Here is a 16,442-nt window from a genome sequence, read left to right as displayed (position 1 = left end):
TGGATGGACGCGGCGATCGCGTCCATCCGTGTCAGAGGCCGTTACTTGGCCGAAAGGCCGGGGATCGTGACCTGGAATACCTGGAACATGGTATCGACATCGGCTCCGCCATCGCCCTTATAGGCCGCACCGACCTGGAAACCGTCCTGGGTCAGGAAGTCGTTGTCATTGGCGACGAACAGGAAATAATCATCCGGCAGCTTCGGATCCTGGACGCTGGCGAGCGACATGGCCTCCCACTTTTCGGAGAGGTTGTTGCGATCGTTCGGCGCACCATTGTGGAGACCGAAGCGAGCCAGATCAGCGCTGTCGTTGATGTCGATGAACTGGCTCACCGCCGCGGGCTTTACCGAGGAATCGACGACACCCTTCGGAGCAACCGGTTTATCGGCGTCGAACGCGGTGCCGTGAATGTCGGTGGCGGCCGAGACATCGACGATGTCGATGCTGCGGTAGAGCGACTTTTCGCCCTTCTGGCCGTAACCATTGCCGCTGTCGCGAGCGAGCATCAGGAAGTTCGTCGGGGACAGCGCCACGATTTCGCTCTGGGCGGCAACGACTGTCTTCCCCTTGTCGTCCTTGAAGACCGGCAACGGCACGACATATTCATGCACAAGCTTCAGGTGCGCCAGATCGGCGGCGTCATAAACCATCGCGCGGGTGTTCTGTCGGGTCGACCCGGAATCGCCGCCATCCTGGCGAGCCGCCGATTGCAGCACGGCGATCAGGAACTTGCCGTCCGGGGTCATCGACATGCCTTCGAGACCCTGGTTGTTCTGGCGGCCGCTGGTCGGATCCTTCGGATCGGGAGCCGTTTCGCCGGGACCCGGATTGTTCGAAGCGAAGTTCACCGCACCGTGGCGCATCGGCAGCAAGGCGGCGGGCGGCTGCGTGGCCGACATCATGTGTCCATCAGCCGAGAAGCGGTAGATATAGGGGCCGTATTCGTCACTGATGAACATCGTGCCATCGGACAGACGGACGATGGCTTCGTCGTCGAGCGCGATCTTGCCGTTCGGCGCTTCCGGCAGCAGCGGCATGTCGCCTTCCGGCTGACGGGTGCCGTTAGCGGGGTCGAGGCCGGTCGTGTCAGCGCCCTTGTTGTCAGTCAGCAGCATGGTGTCGGCAAGCATTGCGACGACACCAGACTGTTCCTTGCCAGCCGGCGGCGTTGCGCCCGGAGCAACCGGCGTCAGCTCGATATCGATGGTGTTGAGACGCGGACGATAGTCGGTGGTGCCGACAGCGTTATAGCCGCGATCCGGCAGCAGCCACAGCGAACCCTTGTAGGAACCATCTGCATTGCGCGCCCAGCTTTTAGTGTCGATCGACATGCCCGAGCCGGAGCCGAAGGTCTCACCGAACTTGTCGCGCTGATTGGCGGGGATGCGGCCAATGGCAACACGGCCCTTGTTGACCAGCGTGACGCCGCCGACGGTGACGGAATTGTCTGCGAGGGCTGCAACCGGCGCAGCGAAAACGAACGTGGCGAGCGCCGCCGACAACAGCGGCAAAGTCATTGAACGCAAGTCTTTCACGGCAATATCCTCCTGATGAAAAGCTCTTTTTTGGAACGGCGCTCACCTCAAGGCCGACCATTGGCCGGCTTTGAACAACCATTATTGGCGTCTGTCGATTGCAGATATTCAGTAGATGCGCCCGACTGCCCTTCCCGCAAACGGTCTAAGACGGCAACATGATAGACACATGACAACTCGCCCGATACGCGTGGACGGAAGCATGGGGACGCGCGAAGAAAAAGTGCGGCTCAGGTCAACGTTTTTACGGGGATAGGTACCGGCGGCAGCTCCTTACCGATCAGTTTTTCCCGATATTCGGGCGACACCAGGCCGCCGGAGATCAGCAGCTTGGCGCCGTCTTCCGGACTCATGTCCAGGATCGTGATTTTTTCGCGCGGAACGAAAACCAGGAATCCGGCCGTCGGCACCGGCGTCGGCGGCAGGAAGACGGCCACCATGTCATGCCCCATGGCATTGAACTTCGAGGCGATTTCGCCCTTGGCGTCGGTCGAGATGAACACCATCGACCAGAGGCCGGGGCTCGGATATTCGATCAGCCCGACCTTCTTGAAAGACGTGCCCTGCTCCTTCAGCACGGTCTCGAAAATCTGCTTCACGCTCTTGTAGATGGTCCGTACCAGCGGCACGCGATGCACGATCGACTCGCCGAAGCGGACGATGCTCTGGCCGATCAGGTTTTTGGCGAGGAAACCGACGACCGTGATGAAAATCATCGCGATCACCAGACCGGTGCCCGGAACGGCGAAATTCAGATAGCTCTCGGGATCGTAGCGCGCCGGAATATAAGGCCTGACCCAGCTGTCCGCCCAGTGGACCACCGACCAGGTGAGCCAGAGCGTAATAGCGATCGGCGCGCAAATAATCAGGCCCGCCAGGAAATTGTTTCTAATCCGCGTTGCCACAGACATTTTGATGGGCATCTCAGTCATTCGCCGTTCGAAAACTCCGTTCCGTCGCTACCGCTAACCGGCAAATTCTCCCCACCAACTCCCATGTGAAAGGTGCCAGAAATCGGCGCATCGCACAACCCGGCAGTCATGCCGACGGCGCGGATCAGAGCCGGGTTCACGACGACGTTATCCAAGGATAAACGGTTGGGAATGCGGCCTATTCCACGGTCACCGATTTGGCGAGATTGCGCGGCTGATCGACGTCCGTGCCCATGAAGACGGCGGTGTGATAGGCGAGCAGTTGGATCGGCAGCGAGAAGATCATCGGCGCGATGATTTCATCGACGACAGGCAGCGTGATCGTCGCCATAGTCGGCAAGGTTGACGCGGCGGCCCCCGCCTCATCGGTGATGAAGATGATACGGCCGCCACGCGCCGCCACCTCCTGCATATTCGAGACGGTCTTATCGAAAAAGCGGTCGTAGGGCGCAATGACGATAACTGGCATGTTCTCGTCGATCAGCGCGATCGGACCATGTTTCAGCTCGCCGGCGGCATAGCCTTCGGCGTGGATATAGGAGATCTCCTTGAGCTTCAGCGCGCCTTCCATGGCGAGCGGGAAACTGGTGCCGCGGCCCAGATAAAGCACGTCGCTGAATTTGGAGATCTCACGGGAAAGGCTTTCCATCTGCGGCTGGATGATGTTCAGCACCCTAGCCATGATGCGCGGCATTTCGACCAGATGCCCCACCATCGCCTGTTCGTCCTCGGCGCTGACCGTGCCGCGCGCCTTGCCAGCGCCGATCGCCAACGACGCCAGGACGGCGAGCTGGCAGGTGAAGGCCTTGGTGGAGGCCACGCCGATTTCGGGGCCGGCCATGATCGGAAACACCGCGTCGGATTCGCGCGCGATGGTCGATTCCTTGACATTGACGACGGCGCCGATCTTCAGGCCGTGATCCCTGCAGTAGCGGAGCGACGCAAGCGTGTCGGCCGTCTCGCCGGATTGCGAGATGAACAGTGCGGCCTGCGAGGGCGATAGCGGCATTTCGCGATAGCGGAATTCGGAAGCCACGTCGATCTCGACCGGCAGGCGAGCATAACGCTCGAACCAATATTTGCCGATCAAGCCGGCAAGATAGGCCGTGCCGCAGGCTGAAATCGCCAGGCCGGACACGGCGTTGAAATCGATCGACGAGGCATTCGGGCGCACCCGATGACTGCCGAAATCGACATATTGGCTGAGCGCATGGGAGATTACCTCCGGCTGCTCATAGATTTCCTTTTCCATGAAATGGCGATGATTGCCCTTGTCGACGACGTAGGCAGTCGCCTGTGATATCTGCCGAGGGCGGCTAACCTCCTGGCCGTCGAAATCGACGACAGTGGCACTGCCGCGCGTGATGATCGCACAGTCACCATCGACGAGATAGGTGATCTCATTGGTGAAGGGCGCCAGCGCGATGGCGTCGGAGCCGAGGAACATCTCGCCCTCGCCGAAACCGATAGCGAGCGGTGGCCCTGAGCGGGCTGCCATCAGGGTATCGGGATCGTTCTGAAACATGACGACCAGTGCATAGGCACCGGTGACCCTGTTCAGCATCTTCAGCATGGCTGCACGTGGATCGAGGCCCTGGCGGATATATTCCGCGAGGAGATGCGCGACGACTTCCGTGTCCGTCTGCGTTGCGAACACCTTGCCTTCGGCCTTCAATTCCTCGCGCAATTCAGAGAAATTCTCGATGATACCGTTGTGGACGACGGCGACGCCTTCGACGAAATGCGGATGGGCGTTGGTCTCATTAGGCACACCATGGGTCGCCCAACGGGTGTGAGCAATGCCAGTGACGCCCGGCAGCGGTTCGACATCTAGTCGCTTTTCGAGATTGAAGAGCTTTCCTTCGGCGCGGCGGCGGTCCATGACGCCGTTGTGGATGGTCGCAACGCCAGCCGAATCATAGCCGCGATATTCGAGACGCCGCAAGGCATCCACCAATCGTCCCGCCACAGGCTTCGTTCCGACAATCCCCACAATGCCGCACATGCACTTCTCCGTCTGGCCCAAAAATTGGAGCAAGTCCTAATGATTCTATCAGTTTTCTCAATTGCCGCGACGGTCACTTTCGGTTTCCGACCGTTACGCGACCCTACTGCGCCGCGCGTCCAAAGGACGCGCAAAGGACGCAGTACCACTTTAGAGTAGCGCATATTCCTTTCCTTAAATCGATTCCGATTTAAGGGGCCATACGCTGGACTTTCGGCTTAGTGGCCGCCCTTCTTCGCCGCCTTTATGGCAAGAGCCCGCTCGCGAATGACCTTGGCACGGCCAGGTTTTACCTCCTGGCGGGCGCGTCCGAAGGCAAGTGCCTCCGCGGGGACATCCTCGGTGATGACGCTGCCCGAGGCGACATAGGCGTTGTCGCCGATGCGCACAGGCGCAACCAGCGAGGAATTCGAGCCAATGAAGCTGTTTGCACCGATGTGGGTCTCGTGCTTGTTGACCCCATCATAGTTGCAGGTAATCGTGCCGGCGCCGATATTACTGCCAGCCCCGACCGTCGCGTCGCCGATATAGGTCAGATGGTTGACCTTCGCGCCCTCGCCGATCTTGCCGTTCTTCACCTCGCAGAAATTGCCGACCTTCGAACCGCCGGCAAGGTCCGCGCCCGGACGCAGCCGCGCGAAAGGACCTACGGTGGCGCCGGCGCTGACGTGCGCGCCTTCGATATGCGAGAAGGCATGAATAACCGCGCCGCCATCGATGACGGCGCCGGGACCGAAGACGACGTTCGGCTCGATCAGCGCGTCCTGGCCGATCACCGTGTCATAGGCAAGAAACACCGTTTCCGGCGCGATCATGGTGACGCCCGAAAGCATCAGCTCATGACGGCGCCGCTCCTGCCACAGGCGTTCGATAGCGGCGAGTTCGGCGCGGTTGTTGCAGCCGGTCATCTCCACTTCGGGCGCGTCGACGGCGACCGCGCGGCCGCCCAGCGAGCGAGCGATCTCGACGAGATCGGTCAGATAATATTCGCGCTTGGCATTGTCGTTGCCGATGCGGTCGAGCAGGTCGAGCGCCTTGCGGCCGTTGATCGCCATCAGGCCGCTATTGCACCAAGTCACCGCAAGTTCGGCATCGGTTGCATCCTTCGCCTCGCGGATGGCGATCAGCTCGCCGTCCTTGACGAGCAGCCGGCCGTAAGCGTTCGGATTTTCGGTGTGAAAACCGATGACGACGATGTCATTGCCCGCCGCGAGCCCCTCGCGCGCGGAGCGAAGCGGCGCATCGGTCAGCAGCGGCACATCGCCGTAAGCGACCAGAATATCGTCGTAGCCCTTGGCGATCGCCTCGCGTGCCGCAAGCACCGCATGGCCGGTGCCGAGGCGCTCCTTCTGCAGATAAGCTTCCACCTTGACGCCACCGATGGCGGCTGCGGCCGTCACCTCCTCGGCATCGCGGCCGACGACGAGTGCGGCAGTGGAAATGTCGGTCTTGGCAATCGCTTCCATCACATGCCCGATCATCGGACGACCGGCGATCGGGTGCAGGACCTTGGAGATCGACGACTTCATACGAGTGCTGTCACCGGCGGCGAGGATGATGGCGAGGCAGGTGCGTTCCATTTCAAGCTCCGAAAGATATGGTCCGACAAGGCCCATGAATAGGCGTCGTGTTCTCATAGCAACTAGTAGAGCGGTGAACTACGGCGAAATTAGACGTAGGCACTAAGCGTCTGCAAGCGCCGCGAAAGCTTCCTGGACATGCTGGCGGCCGTCGAATATGACGAATTCCATCGCCTTGTGCGCAGCCAGCCCATCGCCGGCCGCAATGGCGTCCACGATAGCCATGTGCGTATCGGCAATATTGCTGAAGCCATTGCTGGCGGGAGGCGCGCTCATACGGAACATCCCCACGAGAGCCGCCTCGATCAGGCCGCCGAGCGAACGCATGAAGGGATTGTGCGAGGCTTCCGTGATCGCCAGGTGAAAATGAAGATCGGCGATGGCGAGACTGTCGGAAGTGTGTTCCGGCGCGGCCATGGCCATCGCGAGCTGCCGCAGCAACTCGACTTCCTCAGCGCTGGCGCGCTCCGCCACGAGACTGGCGGCAAAGGGCTCGAAGGCCAGACGAATGTCATAGAGGTGGAGGAGGAACTCCTCATCGACGCCACTTTCGAAGTGCCAAGTCAGCACTGCAGTGTCGAACATGTTCCAATGGATCTTTTCGGTAACGCGGGTTCCGACCCGGGCGCGCGGAACGACCAAGCCTTTTGCGGCCAGGGTCTTCATGCTCTCGCGCAAAACCGTTCGCGACACCTTGAACCGCTGTAGAAGTTCGCTGTCGCCAGGAAGGATGCTGCCGATGGGAAAGGCGCCCGACACGATTGCTTTTCCAAGATCATCCACGACCTGAGCATGGCTCGTTCGTGATTTTCCTTCGGTTTTCCTGGTTTCAAGCAATCTACTGCGCAATCACTCTGTCCTTCCCTTAGGCGTAACGTCGATTGAAGCGGGAAAGCAGCAGAAGACCCTTCTGCATCAGAATAAACGCAAAGAGCAGCAGCCCAATCAAGATCTTAGTCCACCAGCTGGAGAGCGTTCCGTCAAAGGTGATATAAGTCTGGATCAAGCCCTGTATGAGAATTCCGATGAGAGTTCCTCCTACGAACCCTGCTCCCCCCGTCAGCAATGTCCCGCCTATAACCACGGCGGCAATGGCGTCGAGCTCGACGCCAACCGTAGCCAGCGAATATCCCGCCGACGTATAGAGCGAAAAAACGATTCCGGATAGACCGGCAAGAAAGCCGGACAGCGCGTAGATGTGGATCGTCGTGCGGCCGACCGGAACGCCCATCAACTGAGCCGTCTGCACCCCGCCGCCCAGCGCATAGACGTTGGCTCCAAAGCGGGTGCGATGCGCGAGCACGATGCCGCCGGCAAAGACGATGAGCATGATACCGCCGACCAACGTCAGACGGCCGCCGCCCGGCAGCAGCAGATAGAGATCGCTCAGTTGTGAATAGAAATCATGTTCGATCGGGATGCTGTCGATCGACAGGACGAAAGCGATACCGCGCGCAAGGAACATGCCCGCCAGCGTGACGATGAAGGGCGGCATGCTGAGATAGTGGATGATGGCGCCCATGCCTGCGCCGAAGATTGTCGTGATGACCAAGACAAGCGCGAAGGCGACAAGCGGATGGATCGATGTATCCCGCAGAACGATCGCCAGGAAGACGCCGGTAAACGCGATGACCGAACCAATCGACAGATCGATGCCGCCAGAGAGGATAACGAAAGTCATGCCGACCGCGGCTATGCCGAGAAAGGCGTTATCCGTCAGCAGATTGCCGAGGACGCGCGTCGACAGCATTGTCGGAAACTGCAGCACGCAGCCCGTATAGGCCAGCAGGAAGATGACGATCGTCACAAGCAGAGGAAGATATTTCGAATTCACTTTGCCTGCTCCTCATGGATCATCTGCGCTGCACTCCGGCGGCGCCAGAAAAACGCCGTGATGGATTGGAGGGCCGGAGACTGGATGACCAGGATGATGATGACGATGACAGCCTTGATCACCAGATTGAACTCCGGCGGGAAGCCGGACAGCAGAATGCCCGTATTGACCGACTGAATGATCATCGCGCCGATCAGCGAGCCGACAATGCTGAAGCGGCCGCCAAGAAGGGAATTGCCACCCACGACAACGGCCAGGATCGCGTCAAGTTCGAGCCAGAGGCCAGCATTGTTCGCGTCAGCGCCCTTGATATCGGCGGAGACGATGATACCGGCGATCGAAGCACACAGGCCGCTCAGTGCATAGACGGCGATCAGCAACACCGGCGTCTGAATGCCCGACAGCGTGCTGGCGCGCCGGTTGATGCCGATCGCCTCGACCAGCATGCCGAGCGCCGTGCGCCTCACCAGCAGAATAACCGCCGCGGCCACTAGCAGCCAGATGACTACAGGCATCGGCAGAGTGGCGAAGGACCCGCTTCCCAAGAAGATGAGCCCATCATTGTTGAAGGTGAGGATCACGCCTTCGGTGATCAACTGGGCGATACCGCGGCCCGCGACCATCAGCACCAGCGTGGCGATGATCGGCTGGATATCGAGGACCGCGACCAGGAATCCATTCCAGAGCCCGCATGCGAGCCCGACTGCGAGGGTCAATATCAGCGTGTAGGCGAGCGAATTTCCGGCGACGATGGCGGATGCCGCGACCGCACCGCAAATCGCGATCACCGCACCGACGGAGAGATCGATGCCCTTGGTGGCGATGACCAGCGTCATGCCGATGGACAGCAGCGCCACGGGCGCACCACGATTGAGGACATCGATGATGCTGCCGTACAATCTGCCATTCTGCAGCTCCAGATGAAAGAACTGCGGGAACATAATGAAATTCAAAAGAAGAATGGCCGCCAGCGCAATGAGCTGCGGAGCCAATCGAAGCAAGGCGGCCTTGATCTGGGAACTCATGCGTCCTCCCGCTTGCTCTGAGCCGTTGCTATGGCATCGACGATATGGTCGGCGGTGATCTCGTTGCCGGCGAGCTCTGCAATATGCTCGCGGTCGCGCAGCACGATGACGCGGGAACTATAGGCCACTAATTCTTCCAATTCCGAGGAAATCACGACAAGGGACATTCCCTGCCGGCACAGATCTTCGATCAGGCGGATGATCTCGGCGTGCGCACCGACATCGATGCCGCGCGTCGGTTCGTCCAGGATCAGGAAATTTGGATTGGTCGCCAGCCAGCGCGCCAGGATCGCCTTCTGCTGATTGCCGCCGGAGAGCAGCTTGATCGGCTTTTCGCGATCGGTGGTGCGAATATCCAACGCCCTGATATAGCGGTCGGCGATTGCGTTCTGCTCGCCGCGCGGCAGCGGGCGCGCCCAGCCGCGGCGGGCCTGGAGCGCCATGACGATGTTTTCGCGGATGGACAGATCGCCGATGATGCCGTCCGTCTTTCGGTCCTCCGGGCAAAAGCCGAAGCCGTTCTTGATGGCGGCACGCGGCCCCGAGAGGGTGACCGCTCTTTCTTCGATCTTTGCCTCGCCGCTGTCGGCACGCTCGATGCCGAAAAGCACCTCCGCCGTTTCCGTGCGCCCGGAGCCTAGCAGACCGGCAACGCCGACCACTTCACCGACGCGAACCTCCAGATCGAAGGGTTTGATCTTGCCGCGCTTGCCGAAACCGCTGAACCGGTATTTTACCGGCCCGCTTTCGCTGACGGCCTCTTTCGCGGTTGCTTCGGCCTGCGCAAGTTCGCGGCCAAGCATCATCGCGATCAGGGTCAGGCGCGAAAGGCCCTCCGCATCGCGCGTACCGACAAGGCGTCCGTTACGAAGGACGGTTATGCGATCGCAGATCTGATAGACTTGTTCGAGAAAATGCGTAATGAAAACAATTCCCAGTCCGCGCTGCTTCAGATCCCGGATAATACCGAAAAGCATGGCGACTTCCTGCGTGTCTAGGCTGGCCGTCGGCTCGTCGAGGATTAGGACCTTTCCGGAGAGATCGACAGCGCGCGCGATCGCAATCACCTGCTGAATGGCAACGGAGAAGCGATCGAGCTGCCGGCTGACATCGATATCTATGCCGTATTGCGACAACAGGTCTTTCGCCATGCTGTTCATCACGCGGCTGCTGACCATGCCGAAGCGCCGCGGCTGACGGCCGAGAAACAGATTTTCGGCCACACTCAAGTTCGCAAGGAGGTTCACCTCCTGATAGACCGTTCCGATGCCGAGTTTCTGCGCCGCCAGCGTATCGTGCGGGTCGATCTCGGCACCATCGAGAACGAGGCTGCCAGCATCGCGGCGATAGGCGCCAGTCATGCACTTGATCAGCGTCGATTTTCCGGCGCCATTTTCGCCGAGAAGCGCATGGACCTCCCCCCGCAGCAATGTGAAATCGACATGATCAAGGGCGGTGGAACCGGGAAAATATTTGCAGAAACCGGTAGCGGTCAGCAGGCGCTCGACATCGTGAGCCATGGAGCATGAATTTCCTTGGATTGAGCTGGCATGTAAAAGCGCGCGGAACCTGCCGCTCGCTTAAAGCGTCGTGCGTTCATGTGAACTCACAAAGGCCGCTCTAAACTTTTTATATCTAGAGCACCCTGTCCGCTTCGGCAGTTCCACGCTTAGGAATCCACATCGGCCATTTGCCGGCCGACGTGGTTCGCCCTTTTTACATCAGTAGCCCTGGCCCTTCTTCTCCTCGTAGACCTTCTGCGGGTCGTCAGCCTGCGTATACAGCTTGGACTCGGTCTGGATCCACTTCGGCGGCTCCTTCTTGGTCTTCAGATAGGCGTCGAGGGCGTCAAAGGCCGGGCCAGCCATGTTCGGCGTCAGCTCGACCGTTGCGTTTGCTTCGCCGGCTGCCATAGCCTTGAAGAGGTCCGGAACCGAATCGATGGATACGGTCAGGATATCCTTGCCCGGCTTCAGACCCGCTTCCTTGATCGCCTGGATAGCGCCGACGGCCATGTCGTCGTTATGCGCGTAGAGCGCGCAGATGTCCTTGCCGCCATTTTCGGCCTTCAGGAAGCTTTCCATGACTTCCTTGCCCTTGGCGCGGGTGAAATCGCCCGTCTGGCTGCGGATGATCTTCAAATTGTCATGGCCCTTGATCGCTTCTTCGAAGCCCTTCTTGCGCGCGATCGCCGGCGAGGAGCCAGTGGTGCCCTGAAGCTCGACGATGTTGCACTTCTTGTCGCCAACGGTCTTCACAAGCCAGTCGCCAGCAACCTTGCCTTCGTGAATCTGGTCGGAGGTGACGGCAGTCAGATAGAGATCCTTCGGCGCGTTGATCGTGCGATCAAGCAGGATGACCGGGATCTTGGCTTCCTTTGCTTCCTTCAGAACAGAATCCCATCCCGTTTCGACGACGGGAGCCAGCAGAATCGCGTCAACACCCTGTGCGATGAAGGAGCGAATCGCCTTGATCTGATTTTCCTGCTTCTGTTGGGCATCGGCGAATTTGAGATCGATGCCGCGCTTCTCAGCTTGCTGCTTGGTAACCGTCGTTTCCGCCGCGCGCCAGCCGGATTCCGAGCCGATTTGCGAAAAGCCGACGACCAAGTCCTTTGCCGACGCAGACGTAAACATGCAAGCAGCAAGAATCGTGGCACTCACCAGTGCAGTCTTCAATTTCATGATGTCCTCCCAATTGGCCGTCTCCTACGGCCAATGGGAAAAAATCATATAGTAATACTTTTGTAAATCGACATTCTGTGATGCGGTGCAACAAAAAAGGGCGCCTCGGGCGCCCTTTCTCAACCTTCGCGATGTCAGTCCGCTTATTTGGCTGCGGGCAACTTGTCGTCGACGCCTTCGATATAGAAGTTCATGCCGAGCAAAGTGGCGTCATCGGCCTTTTCACCGGCCTTCAGCCAGGGCGTACCATCCTGCTTGTTGATCGGGCCCGTGAACGGTGCGAGCTCGCCGGACTTGATCTTGGCTTCGGTCTCTTCCGCCATCTTTTTCACGTCGTCGGGCATGTTGGTGTAGGGCGACATCTTCAGGATGCCGTCCTTCAGACCGTCCCAGTTCTGCTCGGCCTTCCAGGTGCCATCAAGCAGCGCATGGACGCGTTTGGAGTAGTAGTTACCCCAGGTGTCGACGACGGCGGTCAACTGCGCATGCGGGCCAGCAGCGATCATATCGGAAGCCTGGCCGAAGGCATGGATGCCGCGTTCCTCTGCCACCTGCATCGGCGCGGTGGTGTCGGTGTGCTGGGTCAGAATATCGACACCCTGGTCGATCATGGCCTTGGCGGCGTCAGCTTCCTTGCCCGGGTCAAACCAGGTGTTCACCCAGATGACCTTGAGCTTGAAGTTCGGATCGACCGAGCGCGCGCCCTGCGCGAAGGCGTTGATGCCCATCACCACTTCCGGAATCGGGAAGGAGGCGATGTATGCCGCGCCGTGATTCTTCGACATCTTGGCGGCGATCTGACCCAGGATGTAGCGGCCTTCGTAGAAGCGCGAATTGTAGGTCGCCATGTTCGGGCCGCTCTTGAAACCGGTTGCGTGCTCGAACTTCACGTTCGGGAACTTTGCGGCGACCTTGGCGGTCGCATCCATGAAGCCGAACGAAGTGGAGAAGATCAGCGCGCAGCCGGAGCGCGCGAGACGCTCGATGGCGCGCTCGGCGTCGGGACCTTCCGGAACGTTTTCGAGATACGGCGTATCGATCTTGTCGCCGAACTCCTTCTGGATCTGCTGGCGGCCGAGATCGTGCGCCTGCGAATAACCGCCGTCCGTGTGCGAGCCGACATAGACAAAGCAGATCTTGGTCGGCGCCGCTTCTGCCGCGGCGGCAAAGCCGATAATGGCAGCAGCCGTGGTGGCGAGTGCGAGTGCTAGTTTTCTCATGGTTACCCCTGCTGGTTTGACATATTTACGAATTCCGTCCGGTTTGTTCTTCTTAGCGCTCCGGAACGAAGGCCTTGCCGAGCGACGCTGGCGTGTTGATCAAGGTCGCGCGGCGATTTTGAGAGATGATGACGAGAACCACAATAGTCGACGCATAGGGCAACATCGACAGAAATTGTGAGGGTATGCCGACGCCGAAGCCCTGCGCATGAAACTGCAGGATCGTAACCGCGCCAAAGAGGTAGCCGCCCGCCAGGACGCGCATCGGCCGCCAGGACGCGAAGACGACAAGCGCGAGCGTTACCCAGCCGCGGCCGGCCGACATGTTCTCGACCCATTGCGGCGTGTAGACCAGCGACAACTGCGCGCCGGCTAGCCCCGCACAGGCGCCACCGAACATGACGGCGAGATAGCGCGTGCGGATGACGTCGACGCCGAGGGCATGCGCGGAGTCGTGACTGTCCCCGACCGCGCGCAGCTTCAGGCCGGCGCGGCTGCGGAAGAGGAACCAGCTGACGCCGATGAGCAGTACGATCGAGAGATAGAACGTGAGGTCCTGCTTGAAGAGCACCGACCCGACGATCGGGATGTCTGACAGCACCGGGAAAACAATTGGGCGCAGCTGTACCCCGGGTACGCTCACATAGCCTTCGCCGATCATGCCGGAGAGGCCGAGACCGAGGATCGTGAGCGCCAAACCCGTAGCCACCTGATTGGTCACCAACGTCAGCGTCAGGAACGCGAAAAGCAGCGAAAACAGCGCGCCGGCGACGATGCCTGTTATAAGGCCCACATAAGGCGATCCGCTCATCTGCGCGCCGACGAAGGCGGCGACCGCGCCCATGATCATCATGCCTTCGACGCCGAGATTGAGCACACCGGAGCGCTCCACCACCAGCTCGCCGAGACCGGCGATGACGAGCGGAGTCGAGGCCGTGATGATCGTGAGGAGGATGGCTTCAAAGACGCTCATGCCGCACCTCCTCGAACCCGCGACCAAGTCAGCCGTATCTTGTAGTAGATCAACGTATCGCAAGAGAGCACGAAGAACAGCAGCAGTCCCTGGAAGACGCTGGCCGCCTTGGCGGAAATACCGGGCGACAATTGCGCCGCCTCGCCGCCGAGATAGGTAAGCGCCAGCACGAAGCCGGAGAGGATTGCGCCGAGCGGATTGAGACGCGCCAGGAAAGCCACGATGATGGCGGTGAAGCCGTAGCCCGGCGAAATCGCCGGCTGCAGATGACCGATCGAGCCGGAAACCTCGGAAATGCCGGCAAGGCCCGCGAGCGCGCCGGAGAACAGGAAGCCGAACCAGACCATTTTCCGCGAGGAGAAGCCGGCAAAGCGCCCTGCCCTTGCAGATTGGCCGAGAACGGTTATCTCAAAACCCTTCAGCGTGTATTTCATCATGAACCAGGCAAGGATCGCCGCGACGACGGCAAAGACGATCCCCCAATGAGCACGGCCGGAATCCGCCCAGATGGCCGGCAGCGTCGCTTCTGGTGGAAAATCGATGCTTTGCGGGAAATTATGGCCCTGCGGATCGCGCCACGGCCCGCGTGAGAGCCAATCCAGATAGAGCTGCGCTATGTAGACGAGCATCAGGCTGGTCAGGATCTCATTGGTATTGAAATGCGCCTTCAACAACGCCGGAATGGCGGCATAGAGCGCGCCGCCCACGGCGCCCGCGATCAGCATCAGCGGCAAGACCATCGGCGAATGCCAATCGGTGAAAACGATCGGTATGTAGGAGCCGGCGACCGCGCCAATGGTGAACTGGCCTTCCGCGCCGATGTTCCAATTGTTGGAGCGGTAGCAGACGCAAAGGCCGACGGCGATGAGGATCAGCGGTCCGGCCTTGATTGCCAGTTCGTGCAGCGACCAGACTTCGAGCAGAGGCTCAACGAAGAAAGCGTCCAGTGCCTCCACAGGATCCTTGCCGAGCACGGCGAACATGATGGTGCCGGCGATCAGCGCGAGTGCGAGGGCAAGGAGCGGCGACAGGAAGCCGAACAGTTTCGAGACCTGCAGGCGCCTTTCGAGTTCAATGCGCATGCGAAGGCTCCGAATGGGTCTTGGATTCATGCAGGCCACCCATCAGCAGGCCGATCTTCTCGCGCGTCAGTTCGCCGACAGGGTAGGAAGGCGACAGCCGCCCTTCCGAGATCACGGCGACGTCGGTGGCCACCTCGAATATCTCATCGAGATCCTGGCTGATGACCAGAACGGCCGATCCGGCGCTGGCAAGATCGACGAGCGCCTGGCGGATGCGGCTCGCCGCGCCGGCATCGACGCCCCAGGTCGGCTGGTTGACGACAAGGACCGCGGGCTGCCGGTCGAGTTCACGTCCGACAATAAACTTCTGCAGATTGCCGCCCGACAGCGATCCGGCCGTCGGGTCGTCGCCGCTCTTGCGTACGTCCATGGCTTCTGAGATGCGCCTGGCCGCCTGTTTGACGGCACGGTGCTTGATGACTTTCAGGAAGCCGCCGCCGAGGAATGTCCTTCGGTCGGACTGGCCACGCGCCAGTATGAGATTGTCTGAAAGCTTGAGGCTGGTAACGGCGGCATGACCATGCCGCTCCTCGGGCACGAAGCCGGCACCGAGCAGGCGGCGCGCGTTGATGCCCTTGGTGCCAACCGCCTGGCCGCGTACCGAGATCAATTCGTCGGAGGCTACGGTATGCTCACCGGAAACGACGTCGAACAGCTCCCCCTGCCCATTGCCCGCAACGCCCGCGATCGCGAGAATTTCACCGGCGCGGACACGCAGCGAAACGTCCTTGAGCGACATTGCAAAAGGCGTGCGCGCGGGCACCGAAAGACCGGTGACCTCGAGCTGAATGTCACCCTTTTTCTGGATGCCTTCATGCCGCACGCTCGGAACATCGCTGCCGACCATCATGCGTGCGAGCGAAGCGGGCGTTTCCCGCCGCGGATCGCAGAAACCGGTCACTCGGCCGTGACGCAGCACGGTGGCGCGGGAGCAGATCCGCTGCACCTCCTCCAGACGATGGCTGATATAGAGGACCGAGCGACCTTCGTCGCGAAGCTGAAACAGCGTTTCGAACAGGCGGTCGGCCTCCTGCGGCGTCAGCACCGAAGTCGGCTCGTCGAGGATGATCAGCTTCGGGTTTTGCAGCAGCGCCCGGACGATTTCGATGCGCTGGCGCTCGCCAACGGAAAGGTCGGCGACATGCGCACCGGGGTCCAGCGGCAGGCCATAGGCACGCGACAGCGTCGCAGCCTCCTCGGCGATCCTGCCGATCGGGATTCTGTCGTCGAGGGAAAGGGCGATATTTTCGGCGACCGTCAGCGCCTCGAACAACGAGAAATGCTGAAACACCATGCCGATGCCGAGCTTGCGCGCTTCACTCGGCGAGCCAATCGAAATGGGCCGGCCCTCCCAGGCAATCTCGCCTTCAGTCGGCTCCAAAACGCCGAACAGCATCTTGACCAGAGTGGATTTGCCTGCACCGTTTTCGCCGAGCAGAGCATGAATCTCGCCCGGTTGAATTTCCAGATCAATTCCATTGCAGGCAGCAAAGCTACCGAACATCTTCGTCAGCTTGCAAACCGACAGTAACGCACCGGTTGCCGGCACATCGGATGACGACACGATCC

General features: G+C 60.3%; 13 protein-coding genes. All 13 read right to left on the bottom strand.

What is annotated here, in order from left to right:
* Window positions 1-41: 41 nt before the first annotated feature.
* The 13 genes from PY649_RS07120 to PY649_RS07060 all read right to left on the bottom strand — a co-directional run bounded on the left by PY649_RS07120 (window position 42) and on the right by PY649_RS07060 (window position 16,437).
* Window positions 42-1,520 carry an esterase-like activity of phytase family protein gene (locus tag PY649_RS07120; RefSeq protein WP_285867555.1) on the bottom strand — a complete coding sequence of 493 codons (1,479 nt, stop codon included), beginning with the start codon at window positions 1,518-1,520 and terminating at the stop codon, window positions 42-44.
* 248 nt (window positions 1,521-1,768) lie between these two features.
* Window positions 1,769-2,470: a DUF502 domain-containing protein gene (locus PY649_RS07115; protein ID WP_285867515.1), complete on the bottom strand. Its 702-nt coding sequence runs from the start codon at window positions 2,468-2,470 to the stop codon at window positions 1,769-1,771.
* A gap of 178 nt (window positions 2,471-2,648) precedes the next feature.
* The gene (gene glmS / locus PY649_RS07110; protein ID WP_285867514.1) at window positions 2,649-4,475 is read right to left on the bottom strand and encodes a glutamine--fructose-6-phosphate transaminase (isomerizing); all 1,827 of its coding nucleotides are present in this window, start codon (window positions 4,473-4,475) and stop codon (window positions 2,649-2,651) included.
* 218 nt (window positions 4,476-4,693) lie between these two features.
* Window positions 4,694-6,055 (bottom strand): bifunctional UDP-N-acetylglucosamine diphosphorylase/glucosamine-1-phosphate N-acetyltransferase GlmU, encoded by a 1,362-nt coding sequence (gene glmU, locus PY649_RS07105; RefSeq protein ID WP_285867513.1) that lies wholly within the window; start codon window positions 6,053-6,055, stop codon window positions 4,694-4,696.
* A gap of 102 nt (window positions 6,056-6,157) precedes the next feature.
* A complete protein-coding gene (locus tag PY649_RS07100) occupies window positions 6,158-6,904 on the bottom strand; it encodes a FadR/GntR family transcriptional regulator (protein WP_285867512.1) in 747 nt (248 codons plus the stop codon).
* 16 nt (window positions 6,905-6,920) lie between these two features.
* Window positions 6,921-7,889 carry a galactofuranose ABC transporter, permease protein YjfF gene (gene yjfF, locus PY649_RS07095; protein ID WP_285867511.1) on the bottom strand — a complete coding sequence of 323 codons (969 nt, stop codon included), beginning with the start codon at window positions 7,887-7,889 and terminating at the stop codon, window positions 6,921-6,923.
* Window positions 7,886-8,914, bottom strand: coding sequence for an ABC transporter permease (locus PY649_RS07090; protein ID WP_285867510.1), 1,029 nt, complete (start codon window positions 8,912-8,914; stop codon window positions 7,886-7,888). The genes yjfF and PY649_RS07090 overlap by 4 nt, the downstream gene beginning before the upstream one ends.
* Window positions 8,911-10,434 (bottom strand): galactofuranose ABC transporter, ATP-binding protein YtfR, encoded by a 1,524-nt coding sequence (ytfR, locus tag PY649_RS07085; RefSeq protein ID WP_285867509.1) that lies wholly within the window; start codon window positions 10,432-10,434, stop codon window positions 8,911-8,913. The genes PY649_RS07090 and ytfR overlap by 4 nt, the downstream gene beginning before the upstream one ends.
* Window positions 10,435-10,635: 201 nt before the next feature.
* Window positions 10,636-11,598, bottom strand: coding sequence for a galactofuranose ABC transporter, galactofuranose-binding protein YtfQ (gene ytfQ, locus PY649_RS07080; RefSeq protein WP_285867508.1), 963 nt, complete (start codon window positions 11,596-11,598; stop codon window positions 10,636-10,638).
* Window positions 11,599-11,741: 143 nt separating this feature from the next.
* Window positions 11,742-12,818: a BMP family ABC transporter substrate-binding protein gene (locus PY649_RS07075; RefSeq protein ID WP_285867507.1), complete on the bottom strand. Its 1,077-nt coding sequence runs from the start codon at window positions 12,816-12,818 to the stop codon at window positions 11,742-11,744.
* A gap of 52 nt (window positions 12,819-12,870) precedes the next feature.
* Complete coding sequence (locus tag PY649_RS07070) at window positions 12,871-13,791, bottom strand: ABC transporter permease (RefSeq protein ID WP_285867506.1); 921 nt, start codon at window positions 13,789-13,791, stop codon at window positions 12,871-12,873.
* Window positions 13,788-14,873 (bottom strand): ABC transporter permease, encoded by a 1,086-nt coding sequence (locus tag PY649_RS07065; RefSeq protein ID WP_285867505.1) that lies wholly within the window; start codon window positions 14,871-14,873, stop codon window positions 13,788-13,790. Before PY649_RS07065 ends, PY649_RS07070 begins: the two co-directional genes overlap by 4 nt.
* Window positions 14,863-16,437, bottom strand: coding sequence for an ABC transporter ATP-binding protein (locus PY649_RS07060; RefSeq protein ID WP_285867504.1), 1,575 nt, complete (start codon window positions 16,435-16,437; stop codon window positions 14,863-14,865). Before PY649_RS07060 ends, PY649_RS07065 begins: the two co-directional genes overlap by 11 nt.
* Window positions 16,438-16,442: the final 5 nt, after the last annotated feature.

The organism is Rhizobium mayense (genome assembly GCF_030272705.1).
GTDB lineage: Bacteria > Pseudomonadota > Alphaproteobacteria > Rhizobiales > Rhizobiaceae > Rhizobium > Rhizobium mayense.
This window is presented reverse-complemented; position numbering and strand designations above follow the sequence as displayed.